The 22,208-nt window shown below is 53.8% G+C and carries 19 protein-coding genes; 5 read left to right on the forward strand and 14 right to left on the reverse strand.

The genetic code is table 11. The features are described 5' to 3' along the window. Positions 1–95: 95 nt before the first annotated feature. Entirely contained in the window at positions 96–518 is a 423-nt protein-coding gene (locus SH573x_RS12895; protein WP_479355623.1) for a DUF1877 family protein, read from the reverse strand. Between the two features lie 951 nt (positions 519–1,469). Here SH573x_RS12895 and SH573x_RS12900 point away from each other — a divergent pair. The 3 genes from SH573x_RS12900 to SH573x_RS12910 all read left to right on the forward strand — a co-directional run bounded on the left by SH573x_RS12900 (position 1,470) and on the right by SH573x_RS12910 (position 2,385). Further along, positions 1,470–1,736, forward strand: coding sequence for a hypothetical protein (locus tag SH573x_RS12900; RefSeq protein WP_479355625.1), 267 nt, complete (start codon positions 1,470–1,472; stop codon positions 1,734–1,736). Positions 1,737–1,762: 26 nt separating this feature from the next. Continuing rightward, the gene (locus tag SH573x_RS12905; RefSeq protein ID WP_479355626.1) at positions 1,763–1,963 is read left to right on the forward strand and encodes a hypothetical protein; all 201 of its coding nucleotides are present in this window, start codon (positions 1,763–1,765) and stop codon (positions 1,961–1,963) included. Positions 1,964–2,220: 257 nt separating this feature from the next. Then, on the forward strand, positions 2,221–2,385 hold the full coding sequence (locus tag SH573x_RS12910; protein ID WP_479355628.1) for a lmo0937 family membrane protein: 165 nt from the start codon (positions 2,221–2,223) through the stop codon (positions 2,383–2,385). A gap of 103 nt (positions 2,386–2,488) precedes the next feature. On the opposite strand, the gene SH573x_RS12915 is transcribed toward SH573x_RS12910, so the two are convergent. The 11 genes from SH573x_RS12915 to SH573x_RS12965 all read right to left on the reverse strand — a co-directional run bounded on the left by SH573x_RS12915 (position 2,489) and on the right by SH573x_RS12965 (position 17,147). Next, positions 2,489–2,830, reverse strand: a complete 342-nt coding sequence (locus SH573x_RS12915) for a hypothetical protein (RefSeq protein ID WP_479355629.1) — start codon at positions 2,828–2,830, stop codon at positions 2,489–2,491. 321 nt (positions 2,831–3,151) lie between these two features. Further along, a complete protein-coding gene (locus tag SH573x_RS12920) occupies positions 3,152–4,714 on the reverse strand; it encodes a WD40 repeat domain-containing protein (RefSeq protein WP_479355631.1) in 1,563 nt (520 codons plus the stop codon). Positions 4,715–4,847: 133 nt separating this feature from the next. After that, a complete protein-coding gene (locus tag SH573x_RS12925) occupies positions 4,848–7,292 on the reverse strand; it encodes a DUF1549 and DUF1553 domain-containing protein (protein ID WP_479355633.1) in 2,445 nt (814 codons plus the stop codon). After that, a complete protein-coding gene (locus SH573x_RS12930) occupies positions 7,282–9,735 on the reverse strand; it encodes a PPC domain-containing protein (protein WP_479355634.1) in 2,454 nt (817 codons plus the stop codon). The genes SH573x_RS12925 and SH573x_RS12930 overlap by 11 nt, the downstream gene beginning before the upstream one ends. A 122-nt stretch (positions 9,736–9,857) precedes the next feature. Next, on the reverse strand, positions 9,858–11,186 hold the full coding sequence (locus tag SH573x_RS12935; protein ID WP_479355636.1) for a DUF1501 domain-containing protein: 1,329 nt from the start codon (positions 11,184–11,186) through the stop codon (positions 9,858–9,860). 72 nt (positions 11,187–11,258) lie between these two features. Beyond that, complete coding sequence (locus SH573x_RS12940; protein WP_479355638.1) at positions 11,259–11,954, reverse strand: DNRLRE domain-containing protein; 696 nt, start codon at positions 11,952–11,954, stop codon at positions 11,259–11,261. Between the two features lie 118 nt (positions 11,955–12,072). Beyond that, the gene (locus SH573x_RS12945) at positions 12,073–13,305 is read right to left on the reverse strand and encodes an outer membrane protein assembly factor BamB family protein (RefSeq protein WP_479355640.1); all 1,233 of its coding nucleotides are present in this window, start codon (positions 13,303–13,305) and stop codon (positions 12,073–12,075) included. Positions 13,306–13,437: 132 nt separating this feature from the next. Beyond that, entirely contained in the window at positions 13,438–13,890 is a 453-nt protein-coding gene (locus tag SH573x_RS12950) for a hypothetical protein (RefSeq protein WP_479355641.1), read from the reverse strand. 174 nt (positions 13,891–14,064) lie between these two features. Continuing rightward, a complete protein-coding gene (locus SH573x_RS12955; protein ID WP_479355642.1) occupies positions 14,065–15,558 on the reverse strand; it encodes an HTTM domain-containing protein in 1,494 nt (497 codons plus the stop codon). Between the two features lie 78 nt (positions 15,559–15,636). Further along, positions 15,637–16,104, reverse strand: coding sequence for a hypothetical protein (locus tag SH573x_RS12960; protein ID WP_479355644.1), 468 nt, complete (start codon positions 16,102–16,104; stop codon positions 15,637–15,639). A gap of 23 nt (positions 16,105–16,127) precedes the next feature. Next, entirely contained in the window at positions 16,128–17,147 is a 1,020-nt protein-coding gene (locus SH573x_RS12965; protein ID WP_479355646.1) for a DUF1559 family PulG-like putative transporter, read from the reverse strand. Between the two features lie 345 nt (positions 17,148–17,492). Here SH573x_RS12965 and SH573x_RS12970 point away from each other — a divergent pair, with 345 nt between their 5' ends. Together SH573x_RS12970 and SH573x_RS12975 are read left to right on the forward strand one after the other, a co-directional pair. Beyond that, complete coding sequence (locus tag SH573x_RS12970) at positions 17,493–18,929, forward strand: purple acid phosphatase family protein (RefSeq protein WP_479355648.1); 1,437 nt, start codon at positions 17,493–17,495, stop codon at positions 18,927–18,929. 255 nt (positions 18,930–19,184) lie between these two features. Beyond that, a complete protein-coding gene (locus tag SH573x_RS12975) occupies positions 19,185–20,801 on the forward strand; it encodes a calcineurin-like phosphoesterase C-terminal domain-containing protein (RefSeq protein WP_479355650.1) in 1,617 nt (538 codons plus the stop codon). Here SH573x_RS12975 and SH573x_RS12980 read toward each other — a convergent pair. After that, positions 20,798–21,268, reverse strand: coding sequence for a hypothetical protein (locus SH573x_RS12980; RefSeq protein ID WP_479355651.1), 471 nt, complete (start codon positions 21,266–21,268; stop codon positions 20,798–20,800). The two genes, SH573x_RS12975 and SH573x_RS12980, sit on opposite strands and share 4 nt — an antisense overlap. Continuing rightward, a complete protein-coding gene (locus SH573x_RS12985; protein WP_479355653.1) occupies positions 21,265–22,176 on the reverse strand; it encodes an alpha/beta hydrolase fold domain-containing protein in 912 nt (303 codons plus the stop codon). Before SH573x_RS12985 ends, SH573x_RS12980 begins: the two co-directional genes overlap by 4 nt. Between the last annotated feature and the right edge of the window lie 32 nt (positions 22,177–22,208).

A 22,208-nucleotide genomic window follows, 5' to 3' on the forward strand; every position in this document is an offset into this window, starting at 1 on the left:
TACGGGGGCGCAAGTTGGCGATGAGAATCGATAGACAGCCCCGGCAGAAAGGCCAGGGGCAGATCGCACTACGGTATTCAGAAAAGAACTGCGGTTTAGTAGATTTGGACGAGAATGGAACCACGCGCCTGGATGGTCTGTTCGAAGTAGCTTCGCATGTCTTGGACCCTGCTCCACAACTCATCGAGCTCGCGCTGCCTTGCAGTCGGTTCTGACGAGACGGTCCAGTAGATTTTGCGGTGCAGAATGTCGTGTTCGACGTAAGCCGCATCGAACTTCTGGTATGACTGCGTTGTCAGGAAGTCAGCGACTTCCTGCGTTAATGCAGAACTCAGTAAGCGTGCCGGTCCATAGCCCAAGTCTGGCCCAACGTCCTGGCCACCGGAAATGATGAAAGCCGCGGGCCATTCTCCTTCAGCTTCACAGCCGGACATTAGATCGTTCACCAAATCGGGGCACGCCAGTAGATTCTGGGTTTGCGATGCGGTAATTCGGTAAAAGCTGCACAGCATGCTCATGAAAACAGACTCTCCTCTCATTCACCTCGGTTCCGTGTTCAAGTGGCTTTGCCTCCATTATTCTATTTCGCAGACGGAACCTGCAAGGCGGTGGGTTACCAGGCGGAGCCTGGTAACCAGGCATCATCTGCAACGCAATCGCATAGGTTCTATCGCGCATGACTTGACGAATGATCGCCAAGCGTTTCCTGCTGGCCAACTCCTGGTTTCGGTCATGGCTAGCGTTATGGTTAATGGACATTGGTTGGAAGCAGTGTGGACCCATTTCCGCGCCGTCCAGGAATTTCAGACCGACTGTGGACTGCCGATAATTCCCAACAGACCCTCCAGACATAGTATCAAACCTTATTGACGATCAACTTGCACGCATTGCAATTTTTGACCAACGACTTGTCGATGCGAGATCGCAAATTGTTGACCAAATAAACCGGACAAGAAATTTCTGGCGCGTGTGGAATCGCGTTTCGTTATTGCGGTGTCAGAGTAGCGGGCGATGCTGAAGTGTCGCCCAGCGATTCGAGTTCGCGATTGGTTGGGCTCGCAATCGCGTTTCTTCACACACAATCTCTCTGTCAGCGTCTCTTGGGGGTAACACGATGAAATACTTGGCTTTCACAATTTTGATTCTGACCACTGGGTCAACGGTGGCCGCCCAGCCACCTGATAATGTCACCACGAAAGATGAATTGTCCCAGATACTAGAAGATGAATCGACCAGCAATCAACCGCCACGTGGACCGGGCATGGGACCACCGCCCGGAGGACGCGGTCCAGGTGGTTTTCAACATCGCAACCGCCATGGACATGGCCCCAACAGAGGTGGTTCGGATCACGCTGCACCGGGAAACGCTGGTCCACGGCACGATGGACCGAGACACGTTGGACCGAGACACGATGGACAAAGACATGATGGACCAATGCATGAGGGTCCAATGCATGAGGGTCCAATGCATGAGGGTCCAAGGCATGATGGACCAAGGCATGATGGACCAAGGCATGATGGACCAAGGCACGATGGACCAAGGCACGATGGACCAAGGCACGATGGACCAAGGCACGATGGACCAAGACACGATGGACCAAGACACGATGGACCAAGACACGATGGACCAAGACACGATGGACCAAGACACGATGGACCAAGACATGATGGACCAAGACATGATGGACCAAGACATGATGGACCAAGACATGATGGACCGAGACACGATGGACTAGGATTTGGTGGTCGCCAACACCACGAGATGGGTCTTCCATCGGACAAACCAGGCATAGTCTTGTCCAAGTTCATGTTAGATGAATTGAAACTCAGCGAATCGCAACACGATGAGCTTCTTAAACTGCAAGCCATGTTCGAAGAGCGACTGGCAGCCGTTTTAACGAACGATCAACTAGAGTCGCTCAAGAAAATGAGTTCGCGACCTGGAGGGTCAGATCGTCCCTGATGGTTCCGGTCCTACGCCGGGCCGAAATGGGCTCGGCGGGCCACGCGGTCCTGGTGAATCCGGTGCCGCTCCAGGACCACGGCCCGTCGAAGGTCACGGCAAACCGTTGACCACGGACAGAGTTATGTTCAGTACAACGTCTGAGCTACGCAATGACGTAAGTTGCGGGACATGGTATAAAGGGGTGATCGAGAAACGATGGCCGTTGCTTTCTCGGAGTCCATGACTCGGAACTCACCAAGAAAGCCGCAATTCAAATGTCTCGTTACACTCTGGAAACGCTCGTTGTCTTCTTGATTATTCTCTGGTTACTCGGCTGGTTGGTGATACCCGTGGCGGGCAGTTTAATTCACCTGCTGCTGGTCATCGTGCTTGTCATAATCGTTGTGCGACTCCTGCAGGGGCGCAGGCCGTTGGTCTAGCCGCGTTTGAAGGTTGCATAAGTACTTTACATGTAAAGTAATGCAGAGTGCTCGGCGAGCGAATTGCACTTGGACACCGGGTGCGCTTTGTATGGCCGAGGATCTATGCTCTCGATGTTTTGGCTTCACTAAGCCAGGCAATTGCATCGTCTCGACTGGTGAAGGTGTGCACATCGGCACCTTCCTGATTGGCCATAAATGATACCATTGCGTAGGGTGTCACCAGACCAACACCAGTAACGAAGTAGGCGATACGACATTTGAAACGTTGAGCCAATTCGCGAGTCAAGCGCGCTTTCTGGGAGACGTCCGACACGGACAGATTTGTCGAGGACTGGCTCGAATCAATCAGAATCGGCGCTGCCGACGGCATCTCGACGTCCAGAATCAGAGCATGCACACATGCCGCGCAATCCTCCAGCGTAGACGTGCAAGAGGATACCATAACAATTATCTCAAGCTCACGATCAAATCGATAGTCGAAAGGCATCGGGCGATACCATGAGTACGTGGTGGGATACCAGTGTGCATGCAGTCACAAGTCAGGCCCGATTAGAATCGAATTGCTACCGAAAACCTAGCCGCTCGAATGGGTCAATTCAGATTCACAATTTGTTGTAGGAAGAACTCGCTCCTCTGAGGGTTTTTAAGAATGCGTGAATATGCCGCTCGTAGCCACCGTCGCCAGACGGTGGATGCGCTGTATCTAGTCGTCCACCGCGTGGCAGCGTGGCAGCGGTGGCTACGAGCGCACAGTCGAGTCTACTCATTTCGACGGTTCTTCGAGTCGCTCAATTAGGTGTTGTAGCTCCGAAATCTTCAGCTCAAGTTCGACCAGGCTCTTCTGTGTTTGCTCCAGCAAAGCGCGAGAAGTCGCGATGGCTTGTCGGGTCAGCTGCAGCTTGTCTTGGTCCGATTCTCTTAAAGTAACCGAATCATGAGTTTCGGCAGCTTTCATCGCTTGGATTTGACGATCGACCGGTCGCGGTGGAAATCGACTAGCCACAACCTTCCGAGGTTCTTGCGGCAAAGTAACGATACTCTGAATGTCTGGCGAGACGAGGCTTACGCGATGAACCTCAGCCACGAAATTGCCCACCGCAACCTCCGCCGTTGACGAATGAACTATCGCCAAAGCCGTTGGCTGCTGTTCGAAGCGAGCCAGCAGCTGCTGTTGGCCGTTTGAACTGTACTGCAGCAGTCGCTGGTCATTGTCGATCGTATAGAGTTGATCAGCCCCCGCGCTCAACGCAGCCACACCTTTGTCAGATACAGGCCAGCGATGTGCGATACTGTTTTTTTGTACATCCCACAGTTGCAAGAATCCATCTTTGCTCGATGACCATAGCTGATTGGAGTCGGTACTCCATTGCAAACCAGTTACGGCGCTTAAATGACTGCCCACGGTATCAAACTGTACGCCTGCTTGGGCTTCCCACAAATAGACACTGCCGAAACGATCGCCGCTGGCCAGCAGAACGCCATCGTGGCTGTAGGCCAACTGCGTCACCCAGTCGGCGTGCTTTCGCAAGACGTGTCGCCGAGTGCCGGTCGCCAGGTCAATCAATTCAATGACGCGTTTGGGGCCACCCACAGCGACCTCCGAGCCCTCTGGTGAGATGTCCAATGCCAGGACGACGTCATCTTCGAGTTGTATATGCGCGAGGCGGTTTAGCGACCGTACATCCCAACAAACGATGCTGCCCGAGAGCCCACCCACGCCACCGGCAGCCACTAGTTTCTGACCGTCTTTGGAAAACTTGAGCGCCAGCACGTCTCCTTCAGGAAAATTCAATGCACCGCGCCATTGTTGTTGAGCCGCATCGAACAGCAATACTTGACGATAGCCCGAGATCGCTATTAGCGATCCAGAACTGGCGAGAGCAGTGATGGCCATCGGACCCGGCAAGGGCTGGACATCCACCAGACCGTCTAACAAAGTTGCTGCGTTAATTGTCGACGCGTCCGATTCAGAGTCAGCAGACATCATCGCGGGAACCGGCGCACCTGAAGTTTGTTCTGCCAGACTCGATATCCAGGCGGAAATGGAATTGAGTTCGCGCTGCGGAATGCGCGGCGCGTTGGGGGGCATTTTAGGTGAATCTTGATGTGCAGCCAACGTGAACAGCAAACTCTCTTGTGGATTGCCCGGCTCAATGACGGCTCCTGAATTGGAGCCAGCGCCAATGCCCTCCAGCGTCGTCATGTCCAAGCCACCACGGGCTTGTGACTGACTGTGACAACTCACACAGCGTTTCTTGAACACAGCTTTCGCTTGTTCGGCTAGTGGGACTTTGTCTTCAGCGTTTGCAATTGGACCAGAGTACATCCCAGTGCAGCCCGCCAACGCCACGAGACACAGCTGCCAGGTGCGGCTCTGCCTGAACCGAATGGGACATATTGACTTAAGTTTCTTAATACAATGCACGTCGATGCATCCACTTCAGATGATTGGCTAAAAATTAGTGATTGAAAACAAACTCGTTCGAATTCAACAAGGCCCAGAAGAGATCTTCCAAGCCTTCCTGGGGTGTAGAATATTCGGCCAATTGCCGCTGGATGGCAACCTCTTCCTCCGGCGACGGACAGCGCGAGTAACACACGCGATAAAGTTCTTTCGCCACGCCTTGCGTATCAGGCAGGCGTTCCAGTGTTCGCTGAACCAGACCTCCTTGGCGTATCTTGCCATTGGTTGATTCGCCATTTAGCAAATGGAGAGCTTGTGAAAGAGTGGGACTTGTCTTCACTTCACAGGAACAAGGTGTCGCGCGTGTCGAGCGACCAAAGGTTGTCAGGAAGTAGTTGGAGCTAGGGCCGTCGGCAAGCTCAATCGCGCGTCCGTCGGCTGGTAGCCCCGGCAATCGCTCGGGCGAACCAGTAACTTGAACAATACAATCCAACAGAACTTCGGCACGCATTCGGCGCACCTTGCCATGCGAAAAATGTCGCTGATCGAGTTCGTTGGTAGGGTTGGTGGCGACGGACAATTGATAGGTGCGCGACTTGCAGATATCCGCCGCTAACTTGCCCACATCATAGTTGTATTCGACCAAGCGCTTGGCGAGAGCATCCAGTAGTTCTGGATTGCTGGCCGGATTGCTGACTCGGAAGTCGTCGATCGGATCGATAATGCCCATACCGAAGAAGTGCGACCATACAACGTTGGCAATGTTCCGCGCAAAGGCCGGGTTTTGTTTGCTGGTCAACCAGGTTGCCAACGGCTGGCGGAAATCCTCGCCGGGATTGAGTAGGGGAAAATCGCCACCCAGGAATTTGCTAACTACCTGGCGTCCGGCGATTGGGTGCTTGACCTCTCCCTCTCCCAAGTTGTAGATCGTTAGCTCGCGCGGATCACTTGCCGGTTTATAACCCACCTGGCTAAAGAAGTTTGCAAACCCATAGTAGTCATCCATCGTCCAGCGATCGAAGGGATGATTGTGACACTGAGCACATTGAATACGTGTACCCAAAAACACTTGAGCTACACTCTCGGCCATTAGCTGCGGTGAAGTTTCAGTTTGAAAATAGTTAGTGGGTGGATTCGAGAAAGTGCCGCCGCTGGAGGGCAAGAGTTCGCGCACGATTTTGTCGATGGTCAAACCGGAATACACCCGATCACGTAGCCATTGATCGTACAAACTAAGCGCTTTGGGGCTCATGCCATTATTGGTACGAATCTGCAAGAGTTCAGCCCAGTGCATGACCCACAGTTTCTGGAAGTCAGGCTGCTGGATTAATTGTTCGATCAGCCGCTCGCGTTTGCCAGTCTGTGGATCGCTCAAAAACTGATCGAGCGCATCGAGTTCGGGCAGCTTACCGGTCAAATCCAAGTACGCGCGACGTAAAAATTCTTCGTCCGTGGTCAGGTCGGAAGGAACGATGTTCAAATTCTTCAGACGTTCGTATACCAGCGTATCGATATAGTTATGCTCAGCGATTTGTGGAAACTCAAAGGGATTCCCGGGTCGCACGATCAAAGATGCACCTTCCGTGAACTGATCAAAGCGAGCCATTACAAACGCAGAACCCGGACCGGTGGATTGAATCATGCCTTGATCGTTGACGATAGCGGTTCCCTCGTTGTTGGAGAAGTAGACCGCTTGCGAACTGACGTCGCGCATTGTGCCATCGCTGTAGCTTGCAACTACTATCAGCTTTTGCAACTCAGATGGTTTGGCAAAAATCGCCTGGTGTGGATAAACGGAAATGGAGGTTGGCACTGCTGCCTGCTCATCATCGGCAGGTGCGCCGCTTTGCATCCACTCCATCAGTTTGGCGTAATTCTCATCGCCCTGGTCGATTAAGCCACCGCCGGTGTGTGGCACCACGCCAAGTGCTTTATTGATCAACAAACAATTTTCTGGATCGGCAAGGTTGATACGTCGACCCACGATTTCTCTGGTCAAGCGAAAATGATCGCCCGCCGGATCGTAGCCAAATAGGCTCAGGCGAAATCCGTCTTTGCCCGAAGCGGCTCCATGGCACTTGCCCGTGTTGCAGCCTGCCTTGGTAAAGATCGGCAGAATATGTTTGCGGAAACCCAACTTGTCTTCTTTGTCCAGACTCTGAACATCGACAGGCAATTCGAGCGTGTGATCGGCGTAGCTGAGCGTGGCGACGCTCTTCCCATTGCCAATTGGCGCAAACACTTCGTTGGAATAGGCCACGATCTTGTCATCGCATTTCACTTGGGCTTCGGAAGTGACGTCTCGAGTGCTGCCATCAGGTGACACCCAAATGGCCACGATAGACAGCGAATCACGCGGCGAAGCGATCGATATGCGTTCGGGGAAGACTTGCAGTTTTCCCTGAAGTGGCTCTGCTGCCAGCGCTGCGCAAGGCCAACCCAATAGCACAAGTATCCAGGTATAGACATGCCGCATCGAGAGTTGTTTTTCAGCGTGCATTGGTTTCGACTTTTCCTTGCTCTGTTCTTTTACGAAGCGCTTCAATACGATTTAGTGGCCGGCCAGATTCATCACGCAGGATTCGCCCGGGCTCGTCAATGGTCAGTTCACCATCGCGCGCCACTACGAAGGAAACGGACTCCTCAGCGATCTTTCCAGTCAGCCTGCATGCCAGGCCGACGTAATGGCCGATGGGAGCGGTGGACTCCAATTGAACTTTGAATCGAATCTCAGCCGAAGGGGCATCGAGCTGCACGGGTTGGAAATCGACGCGATTGGGCAGGCCTTCCAGAGTGGCTACAAGTTGGGTAACTGAACGAAGTTGTTCATTCGCCTTCAAAGAACACACGACTTCGATCTCTTGGCCCTGCTCTGCGGCGGCCGGGACAAAATTTCCAGCCGCCGGTGGGCTGGTCACTGCCAGCTCGATCGGTAACGAAGCGACCGTCGGACCTGTGGCACCGGAGGGTGGAGGTTCTCCACCTGCGCCACCGCCTCCAACGTTTCGACTTCGCCGACGTCCAGCGGCCCCACCGGCAACAGCTTCTAAGACGATGGGCCATGTAGCAGCTTCGGCTTGTTTCCACGCCCGCAGTCGAATCGTTGTTTGCGACTTGTCGGCAGGGACTGTTACACGAGGCTCGCCATCGATCCACGCGGGCAACCAGGGAAGGGAGAGAATCACTTCACCGTTGAATCCCGGCTCTCGCTGGATATCAACTGTCAGATCAAGCGTACCATCTTGGACAAGTGCAGCTGTGGGCTGCGCGACCTTGATTGCGATCGGGGAAGTTTCCTTGGCACAGACTGCCAGACGATCGGCATGGTGTTCGGTGTAGATTGCATCGGCCGGGCCGCGAACCAAGTCGGTCACTTGATGAAACTGTCCAGTGGCGGTACCAGTAGGCGATAGGACGCTGACTTCGACGGGCACTAGTTGTCCTGCCAGTTCTGCATCTTCGGCTGCTTCGAAGACAACCGGGATGATCGCCTGGTCGGCGCGAGGCTGCTGGTAATAGGTCTTCATGCCCGGCGGAAGCTGTGGAAAGCGAACATGGGTTTCACCACTGGCGTCGTCTTTGCGAACAGCCATCAGCGCTAACACTCGATTGCCTTGTGGGACGGCAATCGTCTGCAAGTCCTGACTGGCACGATCGCGACGTGGCAAAAATACTTCGGCTGTGTTTTTAACCGAACTGATTTCAACGCGGTAGGTAAACTCTGGCCCACCTTTCCCACGTTTCTCTTCGATGGCAACACCAAAACGGCCGTCGCTGGGAACTACGAATTCGACCCGACTGTCCAGCGAATCCACGTCATCGCTCGCGGCCAGCACTTCCATCTGCGCATCGACAACCGTCAGCAAGGTATCGGCCGCTGATCCCAGTCGAAATGCAAACACCTCGACATCCAACTTTTGGCCCGCAATTCCGTGAGCCCAAAAACAGTCACGATCAAGTGCCGTCTCGATAATGCCATTGAGGGCGGCTGGTACTTCTATCGTGTGTACATTGGTCCCATAAGCCCAGTCATCGTTGCCAGTGGTTTCAACTACGTTGGGTAACTGCGAGAGCCGGAACGGTAGTGGTGTAGCAGAAATCTTGCCATCGCGCTGGGCCCACAATTGAAAGGGTGCGGCGCTTGTTTCGTGATCGGGCAACACATGTTGCGAAGCCCATGGGCCTGGAGCGTCCCCGAAAAAAGTTAGTTCGATAGAACTGCCCGGCTGGCCACCCAGCGGAAAAACAGATAGTGGGCGAGGACCATCGCTGATATGCAGCAAGTAAACCGCGCGTTCACCCGCGTTACGTCCGGCATCACTCACTTCGATCGTGTGGTCACCCGCTTGCGTGGCTATGAACGAACAGATCGGATCCTGATGATAGAGATAGGAATCATCCACCTGCTGGATGGCTTGCCCGTTGGGGTCGCGAACTACGAGGGCAGTATCGACCATGTCGATGCCCAAACGGATCGCTTCCACGTCGATTGACAGATATTGACCTGACTGAAGTGTTATTTGAAATCGATCCTTCTGGCCATCGCTCAAGTCTCCCATAACACTGCTACCGATCCTCAGCTTGGCATCAGTTGGCAAATCATGAACGACTGGTAAAGCAGTCACAGCCAGCGTCCAAAGCTCCGAATAACCCGCATCTGTTCTCAATCGAAATGCTTGCATACCTGCACGGCAGTCACTGTCTACAAACAAATGCAGCTGTAACTCTTCGTCGCTTTTAGCCTCAATGGATCGACACGCGATACCAGGCTGGTAGAACAATACTTCTCGCGTGCCAGCCAGGTTTGCGCCCGTCACGGTAAGCGAACTCGAAGTTCCGCGCTGAATGGCTGGAGAATCGACCGATTCAATCGAGGGCGCATCGGCCGCCGTAGTGACGGAACCACAACAGCCGAGGCAAAGAAACAATAATGCTAACCGCATGGCGTTCAAACGCTTTCCCGGGATAAGGTGGGTAGCCACCGTCGCCAGACGGTGGATTAGGCGGGCGACGAAATCCGCTGCTTGGCAGCGTTGGCTACCGAAAAATCGCTGGCGCTTTTCACTTAGCCCAGCAGACGCTGCTCAACCTTTCCATTCATGACAATGGGTTGGGGTCGGGCGCCAGGCGACATCAAATCTTTGCGAGGGTCTATACCAACTAGGTGATAAACAGTGGAGACATAGTCCTCAACCGAAAGCGGACTATCTGCTGGTTCAGCAGCCAGTGAATCTGAAGCACCGTGAACGTAGCCGCGTTTGGTTCCGCCACCAGCCATCAGGATACTGAAGACTCGGGGCCAGTGATCGCGCCCTCCGCCCGCATTGATCTTGGGTGTTCGACCAAACTCGCTTGTCACAAGCACCAATGTTTCATCCAAAAGCCCGCGACTGTCTAGATCTTGAATCAAGCCAGCAAACGCGCGATCGAAGTCGGGCATTTGAACCTCAATGCCACGGTAATGAAACGCGTGTGTATCCCAGGCACCGTAGGTGACTGTAACGAATCGGACACCCGCCTCAACCAACCGTCGAGCCAACAACAAACGCGAGCCCGCTGAAGGACGAATTACGGGACCCCACGCTTTCATCCCATAAAGTTCTTTGGTCGCATCCGTTTCGCCTTTGAAGCTAAAGGCATCGCGAGCTTGTGGGGAAGAGAGCAGATCGTAGGCTCGCTGATAGAACGAGTCCATCGTGGCGATCGAATCATCGCGACTGATGGCTCCAAAATGGTCATCGACCAGCTTTTTAAATCCTTTTCGCTGAGCAAATCGCTTTTCATCAATTCCCTGGGGTAGCGATAGGTCACGAACAGTGAAATTAGAACGCGATGGATCGGCCCCCAAGGCAAATGGTCCATAAGCATTGCTCAAGTAGCCGCTACCAAGGTACTGACTGCCTTGATTGGGCACACACACGTAGGGTGGTAACGACTTCTGCGCGCCCAGTTCGTGCGCTACGACGCTACCAACGCTGGGATACACCAAAGCGGGGCTGGGACGATAGCCGGTGAACATACTATGTTCGCCACGGCTATGATCCACTTCTGTGTGTGTCATGCTGCGCACGACGGTCAGTTTGTCAGCCACTTTGGCTGTGGAGGCCATATGCGAGCTGAACTGAACACCTGAGATAGCAGTCTCAACGGGCGATAAGATGCCTCGATACTCGGCAGGCGCATCCGGCTTGGGGTCAAAACTGTCGGTTTGAGCAAAGCCGCCCTGCAAATAGATATGAATCACCGACTTGGCCTTGCCGAAGTTCAAATCGTGTGTCGCAGATCGTTCCCTTGCACTGCTCTTCAAGACATCGCCCAACGTCAAACCTGCCCCCGCCAACCAACCCACGTAGACCATTTCGCGGCGATTAAGTCGATGTGCTGCTCGTGCCATTTCAGAATCCAATTGAAAGTGTTGTGCAGAAATAGAAAACGTCCAAAGGCGATCTTTGGCTCGGCCAGGTGATCAGCGCAAAAGTGCTTGTTTGTCATCGCCCGATTCAGCTGGCTTTGGGCGAAACTCGATCACCAACTTCGGACGTTGTTTCGGATCTTCGTGATCGGACGTATAAAAGTCCCAACCATTGCCACCGGTGTTGATAAAGACCCAGCCATAATTCGGTTTACCGCCACTCCACCGTTGCACGGTATCGGTAACATCGAAATAGACGGTCGATGTATTGGCCGCAATCTTGCCAAAGGTGAGGCTATCCTTGTGGCGCGAGGCTTCGACGCCATCGGCTGAAACACCGGCCACCAGTGAATTCCAAGTCACCGATTGGGGAAAGGGCACCAGCATGCGATGCAAGTGGACCGTACTGCCTTGATCGAAAGCGCTAACCTCTAGCCTGGCTGCCACGATTCGTGAACCGGGCGGTATTTGGTCAGACGCCGTACCAAAGATCCCATCGTATCGCAGCAAGACTTGGCTCTCACCCCCGTCGTTGTTGGCGTCTGAACTTGCGTTGGTATTGCTCTCGAGGATGGTAGTGGGCGCCAGTGCCCAAATTTCTGTATCGATCGCTTTTGTATACCCGGCCACACCTTGCTGAAATGATTGGCTGAGTGTGTCAGGCTGCGGCTTCTCTTGGGCATCAATCTGCTGCAACTGAGTAAAGGCGATCGACAAACTTGCACAAAACAGCACAACGGAAGATTTCATCCTGAATGACCCCTCGAGTTCAAGGCACCGTTTAAGGCAGTAGGTTAGCAAAGCTGTATTAAGGACTGATGAGGATCAATTGAAGTTTCGGGATTTGACCACGAAAACAACCGGCCGCTCACTGACCGATACACCACAGGTGTCCGGTGGTTCGCACAAAGATATTCCCGTCGGAGATCGCAGGGGTACACTGCGTCTCCTCACCCAACTCATTGATAGCTTGAACGGAATAATTTGCATCGTTGGCGATGACTGTGCATCGACCGCTGTCTTCAAATAGGTAGACGCGACCGGCTGCAGCGACCGGTGAGCTATATGTGTTGCCACCGCGACGCACCGTGTTTAGGACTTTCCCAGTGGCTGGTTCGATGCAGTTATAGATACCTGCATCATTGATCACATGCAGCAGGCCGCCGGCTAACACTGGCGAAGGGACATAGGGCATGGCCTTTTCATTTCGCCACAGCACGTGTGAAGCGGTAACGTCGCCATGACCACCCAAGCGTATGGCCATGGCTTTCTCCGCAGGTGAACCAGCGAAGCTGAATACGATTCCGTCGGCGACTGAAGGCGTACAAACTGCCTTCTGATTGGGTCCTTCAACGAACCAAATCAACTTGCCCGTCGTCGGGCTCAGACCAATGGTTTGGTTGGCACCGGTGACAATCAACTGCGGGTGACCCTCGAAGCTCGTGAGTACGGGAGTCGAGAACGAGCGTAGGTTAATCGCAGGTTTGTGTTGCCAGCACGTTTCGCCAGTTCGACAGTCCAGGGCGACGATGAATGCTTCGCCATCTTGCTGGCCGTTAACAATCAGCTTGTCATCTACCAGAATCGGCGAAGCTGCGAATCCATGTTGGGATCCAAAGCCTCCTGGTGACACCTTCCAGCGCACCTGGCCATCGATTCCTACCGCCACGACCCACATCTTCTCATCATCGACCGCCAGGCAATACACCGACTGCGAGTCGGCCGCTGGAGTACTCGACGCGCACGAGTTGAAGCGATGCTGTTTTTCGATGGGCCCTTGATGAATTTCAACGTCCCATTCGATTTTGCCCGAATCTCGATTTACCTTTATTAATCGACGAGAATTATGTTCCGACATAAACGTGGTGACATAAGTTGCTTCGCCCGCAACGATTGGCGAAGACAAGCCACGCCCGGGAATCGGACATTTCCAGCGGACGTTTTCGGTGTCGCTCCATTTCAACGGGACGGCCGTTTCGGAACTAACTCCATCCCCGCGCGGCCCACGCCACATTGGCCAGTCCTCGCCTGCGACCCAGGGCAGGAACTGTACGTAGAAGAAAGCGACCAGCCAGAGGATGGTTGGGGTTTTGTATTGCATGCAAGTACTCGAAGGCGGTTAACGAAAAATAAGGCTCAGGTAGCCACCGTCGCCAGACGGTGGAATCGGTAGCCATCGTCGCCAGACGGTGGAAATCAGTTGGAGGCCAAATCCACCGCCTGGCGGCGGTGGCTACCCTTTGAGCGCAATGGAGAAGTCGATCCAGCGATATCGCGTCGGCGAGGCGGCCGCAGAGAACTCCAGCGGTATCCAGTTCAGCAGGTCTTGATGGGATAACAAACAACGCGAATCCACGTGATCCAAACAGCCCAACAGCTCGATTTCAGTGACCGGGATGCGCAGCGCTTGGCCAGCACCATTCATGATTGCAAGTAAGAACGAGTTGTATTCGTCAGCGGTAGTCATCTGGACCAGCCAACCACGAAATTCACCCAGACGCGGCGTGTTGACTCGAATGAAGTTCAGTTCGCCTTCGATATTGCCCGGCAAGGTCACCACGCACTCAATGCAGCGCTGGATGTTGGAGCCATCGTAGACTTCTGTCAGCAGATCCATGAGTTGGGTGATTGTCGGACGCTCCACTGGCTCACTGGTCTCGCGGTTCATGGCAAGCAGGTCCATCATCAATTCTCTCGCAAAGTCAACCACGATCCGATATTCCAGTGACGGTTGTGAATCCTCTAAGCCTGCAATGGCCAACTGACCAAACTGTTTGTATTCCTAAACCTTTCAGCTTTGGCTACGAAGAACGTGAAAAGCGTGTGAAGTCGCTCCGATACTAAAACGTTTCGCCTGCAGTCATTTGGTCGCTTCTGGATTGAGGAACTCAAGTTTGGGCATCTCGATGTATTCTCGCCAGCGCTCCGGCAGAACGTCCCAAGCTGGACTTTGAAGCGGCTCTTTCTGGGGCATGAGCCAGGTGCGCGTATGCCAACCGCGCGGTTCGCGAACAAGATCGACGTTGGGATCCATCATTAGCTCTGGCTTTCGCCCATTGAGCGATGTAAAAACCAACGCGTAAACCGAGACTGCATGTCCGGTCGTGCGTTTGTAGTCTGCCGCCAGGTAATGCGCCATGTGCAGGATCATCTCCGGGTCTTTGCCAAATTTTTCAGCCTGCTCGGCATTGAGAAACTTCTTGGCATCACCGTTGATAACTTGGCCACTGACCTGATCGCGAATTGCGTAGCCCAAAACCACCTTCTTGCCACGCAGCATCATGCGCCAGGCAAAGTGATGCCCCTGTTCGGTCCAACTAGGATTCGGCGAATAAACTAGATGCCGTAGGGGCCAGACACAATGGAACAGGCAATATGTCACGATTAAACCGCACGTAAAATGCGAGAGGGGGCGATACCAAACCGGCCCGCCGTAGGCGGAGGTGGGATTGAGTTTAGTGCTAGCGACTGTTGTTGCTACCTCTTCGATTTTCGAAGTGTGCGGTGGCGATAGCAGGCGTCTCGGCCAATCTGGCGCGAAGAAAATGGTGGACGCGACGATCATGAACCATGGGAAGACGTGAATGTCAAACAGAGCGGAGTTCATGAGATGAAATCCCACTGCTGCGACATAGGCCCACGCGCGGGTTGGCTTCCACAGCAACAATGGCACGACCAACAAATCAAGCAGCAATCCAGCCCAGGCGAAGGCCATGCCCATGTTAGGTGCTGAGATGATCGTTCCCAGGATTGGCATGCTCTGTTTGGATTCGAGCATTTGCTGCATGGGCACGCCCAGCAGCCAATCACCGTCGAGCTTGGCGATGCCGCCAAAGAAATATGGCAAAGCGATATGGAAGCGCAACACATAAAGAACCCATTGCGGCATGACCCAGTTCTGCTGCCAACCAGCCCGCCAGGCATCGACTGACAAATAGCGATGCAGCGGCATGACGGGCAGCCACACGCTCACTAGCGCGATGAGGTAGTAGTGATTCTGATAGTTGGTGCGATCAAGCAGCAAAACGTAGATGAAACCAATGGCAAAAAGCGTGGCGGATATGCGGTAGAAGCACCCCGCGCAGATCGCGCATGCCAGCACGCACAGCCCCATGAAATGGAGGTACATGCCATTGCCTTCCCATGGCTGCACCCAATCCAACAGATAATAGGTAAAGTGAAATTGAGGGACGACGTACATGTGTCCCACGCGATCGGTGCTCAGGTAGTCCCACGCCCAACTGGCCAGCATGGCACCAAAGGCGATGCGGAAGAAGACGCAACTGGAGGCGTCAACCGGGCTATTGAAGCTCCAGAGTTTATCACGAGCGGATGGCTGAGACGAAGACTGCATGCGCACCATAGAATACGAAAAAAGCTAAGGCAGCCAACGGGAGTGACTGCTGGCTGTCTTAGCTGGGGGGAGGTAACCCTAATCTTCTTGCTGTTTCTGCAACTGTTTCTCGCGTTGGCGATCCGCAGCGTTGGCCTTCTTCAGTTCAATGGGTATGTCGTTTTTGCCTTCGACTACCGAAACTTCTTTCAAGACGACGTCGGCGATCAAAGCGCAGTCGCATGGTGGACTGGTTTCTGATTTGCCAACGCGTACCAAGTGCTTGCCGAGTACTGCACCATCTTTTTCACCATAAGTCGAAATGACATATCGCCCTTCTTGATCAGTCAGGCCGAAGCCTTGTTGGCCAATTAGTGCATTCTTGTCCGACTTGATGGGCTCGAAGTAAACAATGGCCTTGGGCACCGGTTTGCCATCGCAGGTAACCAGTCCCGTGACCTCGCCCCTTGGGAATTGTTCGACCCCGTCACAGCCAAGCAGCACGCCTGCCAGTGGCAAAGTACATAAATAAATTCTCAGCGTAAACACGTTCTTAAACATGGCCATCCAGACTTTCTTACTGCTGAGGATCACTGCCAGGTGCCCAGGACTTGGCCATCGGAAATGTCGTGCAGATTGCTGTAGGTAGTGTTTTCAATGCTCTGCGCGATGAAGTGCACGGAGCCGTCGGCGAAGACGAACTGCGCGCCGCCCGTGTGGTAGCTGGCAGCGCTATCGTCATTGATGGCGTCAAACCAGTTGTTGGGATTGGTGGCAGCATTGATCGGGGCGCTGTAGCGGCCGTTGACGCGAATACATTCGTCGCTGCCAGGTGGACCGATCCAAATTCCCCAGTCTTGAACGTTGCCTGGGTTGTCTGGAGTTGCTGAGCCGCCCCATTTCGTCGAAGTGTTACCTTGCACAATGGTGGCTTCACAGATCGCCAGAGTGTTGCTAAGTCCGTCAGTTACATCGCCAAATTTTCGTCCGGATGGTGTTTCCCAGAGTTTGTGCATAATCCCAAAGTCACCGCGCTGAGAACCTCCCGCACACTTGTAATCGTTGGTGGCATAGCCAATCGTCCAAGTCGTGGAAACCGGCGTTGCGGCACGAGCGCCAGGAATAGTGAAAACTGGCGGGACGATAGCTGGTATAGCTGACGATGGGCACTTGTAGACGGGCAGAGGAGTCGCTCCGCCCGGAATCGGGAAACCAGTCGCTGGCGCACCATTGGCACGCCAGTAGAGTTCGAGCGCACCAGGAGTACCCAACGGCATGGGACCAGAGGAGAGTTGGTTGTAGAGTGCAGTTTGCTCCATGAATGGCAGCAGAGCCGTGCCCCAACCGTATCCGTCATCGTCGTACGAACTCGGTTCACCTTTACGAGGATTGGAAGTCATCGCACCAATGGGCAAAGCCTTGTAGGCGCTTTCATAGTTATGAATGGCCAGGCCCATTTGTTTCAGATTGTTCGAACACTGCATGCGTCGGGCCGCTTCGCGTGCCGCCTGCACTGCTGGTAGCAACAGTCCTACCAGAATTCCAATGATCGCAATGACCACTAACAGTTCCACCAACGTGAAACCAGTCGATCGACTACTTGTTCGCATGCTTCCCTCAGCCGCCCAGGGCAGGCTCAATAAGAAAATTACAAAGACTCGACCCACGACAACTGCGAGTCGAAAGAAAATCCATCTATTCCTCGTGTGATGATCAATGCCAGAGCGAGAACTGTATCGCACTCTCATGAAGAACGTATTAAGCCTGGATGTTTGAAAGGCGAAGAGTGCTCACATCTGCGCAGAGAAAGCGACAGCGCGGGCGGAGCGGCTGAATTACTCGCTGAAAATTCGAAAAGTTCTTGGTCTCTTAACCAGCGACTCAACTAAATCGGTACCTTGTCGGTCATCGGGCATCAGTTTAATTTTTGGATGATCAGAGTTGGAGGTTATTCGATGATTTCAGGCAAGCGATGGAAGCGTTATTTGTCCGTGATGTTGTGGGGCGTGGCCGTCGGTGGTTCTCCGCTTTTTGGCCACGATGACGAGCAGCATCAAGTGATCGCGGTCAAGGCCGCAGATACGTATCGCCCCACCGCCATGCCCGATCGAATTGTCTTGACCTGGACTGGCGATCCTCGCACAACCCAAGCTGTCACCTGGCGAACGAGCACGGAAGTGAAAGTTGGTCTAGCTGAACTTGCGGTAGCCGATGCAGGACCTTATCTCGAGCGCAAAGTAACGCCGTACACCGCTAAATCTCAGCCCCTCACTACCGATATCAACGAAGCACATTTCCATACTGTCGAGTGGCAAGATCTGAAGCCGGCCACCAAATATGCTTACCGCGTGGGCGATGGTACCAACTGGAGTGAATGGTTTCACTTTTCAACGGCCTCAGACAAACCCGAAGCCTTTTCATTCATTTACTTCGGCGATGCTCAAAACAATATTCGCTCGCTGTGGTCGCGGGTGATTCGCGAAGCGTATAGCGATGCCCCCAAAGCCAAATTCATGATTCACGCTGGCGATTTAATCAACAACGCCGAGTCCGATGCCGAGTGGGGTGAATGGTTCGGCGCAGGCAGCTGGCTAAATGCAATGCTGCCCAGCGTACCCGTTCCCGGCAATCATGAAATGGCCAAACTGACCGAAGGTGGACGTCGACTCAGCCATCACTGGCGTCCCCAATTCGCGCTGCCCTCCCATGGGCCTGAAGGCTTAGACGAATCTTGTTATACCTTTGAATACCAAAACGTGCGCTTTATCGGTATGAACAGCAATGAACAGATCGATGCCCAAACGAAGTGGCTGGACGGTATCCTGTCCAAGAACAAGTCTCAGTGGGTCGTTTGCACCTTCCATCACCCGATCTTCTCCACTGGCAAAGATCGCGACAACCCAGAACTGCGCGCAGCTTGGAAACCACTCTTTGACAAGTATCGAGTAGATTTAGTCCTGCAAGGTCATGATCACACCTACGGACGTACTGGCTTGCGCGTGCCGTCCGATCCAAACTCGACGGAAGCTGCTACAGAATCCGCGACTGTGGGCAACGTGGCCACCGGTGTACAAGCGGTTGATCCGGAAACCGGCACAATCTATGTCGTCTCGGTCAGTGGTCCCAAGATGTACAACAATACCCGCTACTCGTTCATGCAACGTCTAGCCGAAGATACTCAGCTCTATCAAATCATTCACGTCGACGGGGATACCCTCCGATACGAAGCTCGCACCGCCATCGGCGAACTATACGACGCCTTCGCTTTCAAGAAGCAACCTGGTCGCATCAACAAAATCGAAGAGCGGATCCCGGACACACCTGCTCGATTGCGAAAGAGCGAAATTGCCGAAGAGAAGGCTAGTACAGTAGGGTCTGGCGCCAAGCCGTAACGTAAGCCTTCAATCCATGGTAGCGGAAGCCGTCAAGGCTTTCGTGGACTCGTAGCGGAAGCCGTCAAGGCTTTCGTGGTTGGTGGTGTTATCGAACGCACGAAACGCTTGACGCGTTCCGCTACGATAGACCGCCAACTCTTCAGCGAAGTTTTGGCAAGTTCGAGTTTAAACCGCGGCTGAATCTAATCACAATAGACTCCCGGTGGTGTCGCAAGTTTCTGGCTGCGAGAATTTTGAGCAAGGATAGAATCGATGATTCGAAAGTTTGGCGTCGCGTCGCTGATGGCCCTGAGTTGTCTTGATCTGTGTGATGCCCAAGAGCCACCGCAGACTTCCACGCCACCCGGTCAGCAGGCGCGGGGAGTTGTTTTCGAGGACCTGAACGGGAATCGGAAACTCGACAGTGATGAAAAGGGGCTCAAGGATGTGAAGGTGTCCAACGGAGTGGATATTGTCGCGACCGACGAGCAAGGTCGCTATTCACTGCCGGTTTCGGACGACTCCGTCATCTTTGTGATCAAGCCACGCGGTTGGATGACGCCGGTCAATGCTCACAAGCTACCGCAGTTTTATTACATCCACAAACCCGCGGGTTCACCCGACTCCAAGTTCCCAGGGGTCGCTCCTACCGGACCGCTGCCCGAGTCAGTTGATTTTCCGCTGACTCGTCAAGAAGAACCTGAACAGTTCAAGGCGCTGCTGTTTGGCGATACGCAGCCACGCAATGTGCGCGAAGTTGAGTATATGACTCACGACATCATCGACCAGGTTGTAGCGGACAAAGCGCACGGAGCTTCGTTGGGTGTGACGCTGGGTGACGTGGTCTTCGACGACTTGAGCGTGTTCGAACCCCATAACCAGGCGATTGCGCTGGTCGGCATTCCTTGGTACAACGTGATCGGTAATCACGACATGAACTTGGACGCGCCCAATGACAAGCTGTCCGACGAAACCTTTGAGAGCTACTACGGGCCAAACTACTATTCGTTTGATTACGGCGCGGTTCATTTCCTGGTGCTGGATGATGTAACTTGGCACGGTGCAGCAGGTTCCGAGCGTGGACACTATACCGGCGGTTTGGGTCCTGAGCAGATGATGTTCATCAAGAAGGACTTGAGTATGATTCCCGAGGATCAACTGGTTGTGCTGATGATGCATATTCCGCTGATCAATGTCGAAGATCGCCAGGCCCTGTATCGCTTGATCGAGCAGCGTCCGTTTGCGTTGTCGATTTCTGCGCATACACACTTTTTGAAACATCACTTTATTGGCAAGGAAGATGGCTTTAATGGTCCAGCGCCTCATCATCACTTTGTCAACGTCACGGTCTGCGGGAGTTGGTGGCGTGGGGCTACTGATGAACTTGGAATTCCGCATGCCACGATGAGCGACGGTGGACCCAATGGTTACTCGATCATATCGTTCGATGGCAGCAAGTACGATCTCGAATTTCGAGCTGCTCGCCGACCGGTTGAATACCAGATGAACATATACATGCCCGAAGAAGTAAACCCATCCGAGGCGCTCTCAACGGCTATGATGGTCAACGTGTTCAATGGCTCACAGAAGTCGAAGGTCCGCTTTCGCCTACTGCCAGAGGGCGAGTGGATGCCGATGGAACGCGTCGAAGGCATCGATCCGTATTTTGCTGAAATGAAGACGGCCGAAGCGAGCGAAACACCACCCAATGGCACACCACTCCCTTCACCATCCAAAACTGATCACTTGTGGCGTGCGTTGTTACCGGCCGGCTTGACCATCGGTACCCATCAATTCGAAGTCGAAACGACCGATGTCAACGGCAAGGTGTATGTCGATCGGGAAACGCTCCGCGTGGTCGATCTACCAAAACCGGCTCCGCCACGTTAAAAGGGGCCAGCTCTATTTTCTTGGGGTTTGGAAAAGAAACCTGACCTCTTTTCTATTCGCCAAGCCCCCAGGGCTAGACTCAGCAGGGTCAAGATGATCGCAGCGTTGATGGTGAGTACTGCAGGGATGTCGCCAATATCCATCCAGAGCATGGCAGCCGTAATCATTCCCTGAACGCCGGCCGCGGCCAGGCTGAAATAAATGCCGAGATGCGTTGACCTGGTGCAGACAATAACCAGTCCTAACAAGACGGGGATGTTACACAGGAATAGCAGTCCGCCCTTGCGATCCGCAGGCACAGACCGTAGCAGGACAATCGTGAAGCTGACAAAAGCAATCAAGAAAATTATAGAGATCACCAGCAGTGTCGGCGATCGATTTGACACGCGCGGTGGACCAGGAAGTGAGCTCGGGCCGTCGGTCAGCGGAGGCGCGTAAGGATTTTCATCTTCCGGTGTGCGCATCATTTACCCAAGAGGATTCGAAATAGAAACTCATTGCCGTCCGAGTACTTGTCCGACTTTGAATAGCCAGGGACTACCAAATGGCATTCGTGTCCCGCGGCGTCGGATTTCTCTTTGAGTTTAACTCCATAAACAGGATGATGGATGCCGTGACCAGCGCTTCGCGAGGGCAGGTCCATCTCAGCGCTGCAGGTCATGAACAACGGAGGGTCGTTGGCATCCACGTGATTGATGGGCGAGAACTCAACATAAAGATCGTGGTGTTGGTCATACTTGTCCAGGGCAGCCTCGATGCTCGCTTCGCCTACAGCATTGGCGATCATCGGATGTTTCAAAACGTTGGGCCCCAGCCACTCTTCGATGACGCGCGGATCGATGGAAGTCTGGCCGACTGAGACGGACGCACCGCAGACTCTGGTGGATTCTCTTAATACGGGGTCCGCCGCGTTGGGATCGGCCAGATCATCGTGCAGCAGCAACCACATCGATGTGCAGGCACCAGCACTTGCACCTGTCAAAGCCATGTGGGACGTATCAATGTTCCATGATTTAGACTGCGTGCGCAGAAACTGGATGGCCCGGGCTGCATCATGGACCGGCGCCGGCAAAGGATGATGTGGCGTCAAGCGATAATTGATGGCCGCAAACGAGATCCCCCGATCGAGAAACGGTTGAATGGCGGGACCTTTCTTGCTTTTGTCCCCATTCAACCACCCGCCGCCGTGGATGTAGATCAGCAGCGGCCGGGGCTGATCACCGTCCGCCACCCAGAAATCGAGCACGTTTCTCTCGTCAGGTCCATACGCGACATTGGCATGCGTCGGCTTAGGATCTGCTGGAGGATCCTCTGCCAGAGCTGCACCGCCAGCAGTTGAGAGTAAACAGATGGCCAGGGTTCTGAGTAGGTTCATAGTTTGACGAGCTTGAAATAAAAGTGATTTGT

The organism is Rania fehmarnensis (genome assembly GCF_056494185.1).

Excerpts from the sequence above, each read along its gene's own strand:
- SH573x_RS12895 (WP_479355623.1), bottom strand. The coding sequence starts at position 518 with ATGAGCATGCTGTGCAGCTTTTACCGAATTACCGCATCGCAAACCCAG.
- SH573x_RS12900 (WP_479355625.1), top strand. The coding sequence starts at position 1,470 with ATGAGGGTCCAAGGCATGATGGACCAAGGCATGATGGACCAAGGCATG.
- SH573x_RS12905 (WP_479355626.1), top strand. The coding sequence starts at position 1,763 with ATGGGTCTTCCATCGGACAAACCAGGCATAGTCTTGTCCAAGTTCATG.
- SH573x_RS12910 (WP_479355628.1), top strand. The coding sequence starts at position 2,221 with ATGTCTCGTTACACTCTGGAAACGCTCGTTGTCTTCTTGATTATTCTC.
- SH573x_RS12915 (WP_479355629.1), bottom strand. The coding sequence starts at position 2,830 with ATGGTATCCTCTTGCACGTCTACGCTGGAGGATTGCGCGGCATGTGTG.
- SH573x_RS12920 (WP_479355631.1), bottom strand. The coding sequence starts at position 4,714 with ATGTACTCTGGTCCAATTGCAAACGCTGAAGACAAAGTCCCACTAGCC.
- SH573x_RS12925 (WP_479355633.1), bottom strand. The coding sequence starts at position 7,292 with ATGCACGCTGAAAAACAACTCTCGATGCGGCATGTCTATACCTGGATA.
- SH573x_RS12930 (WP_479355634.1), bottom strand. The coding sequence starts at position 9,735 with ATGCGGTTAGCATTATTGTTTCTTTGCCTCGGCTGTTGTGGTTCCGTC.
- SH573x_RS12935 (WP_479355636.1), bottom strand. The coding sequence starts at position 11,186 with ATGGCACGAGCAGCACATCGACTTAATCGCCGCGAAATGGTCTACGTG.
- SH573x_RS12940 (WP_479355638.1), bottom strand. The coding sequence starts at position 11,954 with ATGAAATCTTCCGTTGTGCTGTTTTGTGCAAGTTTGTCGATCGCCTTT.
- SH573x_RS12945 (WP_479355640.1), bottom strand. The coding sequence starts at position 13,305 with ATGCAATACAAAACCCCAACCATCCTCTGGCTGGTCGCTTTCTTCTAC.
- SH573x_RS12950 (WP_479355641.1), bottom strand. The coding sequence starts at position 13,890 with ATGATGGACCTGCTTGCCATGAACCGCGAGACCAGTGAGCCAGTGGAG.
- SH573x_RS12955 (WP_479355642.1), bottom strand. The coding sequence starts at position 15,558 with ATGCAGTCTTCGTCTCAGCCATCCGCTCGTGATAAACTCTGGAGCTTC.
- SH573x_RS12960 (WP_479355644.1), bottom strand. The coding sequence starts at position 16,104 with ATGGCCATGTTTAAGAACGTGTTTACGCTGAGAATTTATTTATGTACT.
- SH573x_RS12965 (WP_479355646.1), bottom strand. The coding sequence starts at position 17,147 with ATGCGAACAAGTAGTCGATCGACTGGTTTCACGTTGGTGGAACTGTTA.
- SH573x_RS12970 (WP_479355648.1), top strand. The coding sequence starts at position 17,493 with ATGATTTCAGGCAAGCGATGGAAGCGTTATTTGTCCGTGATGTTGTGG.
- SH573x_RS12975 (WP_479355650.1), top strand. The coding sequence starts at position 19,185 with ATGATTCGAAAGTTTGGCGTCGCGTCGCTGATGGCCCTGAGTTGTCTT.
- SH573x_RS12980 (WP_479355651.1), bottom strand. The coding sequence starts at position 21,268 with ATGATGCGCACACCGGAAGATGAAAATCCTTACGCGCCTCCGCTGACC.
- SH573x_RS12985 (WP_479355653.1), bottom strand. The coding sequence starts at position 22,176 with ATGAACCTACTCAGAACCCTGGCCATCTGTTTACTCTCAACTGCTGGC.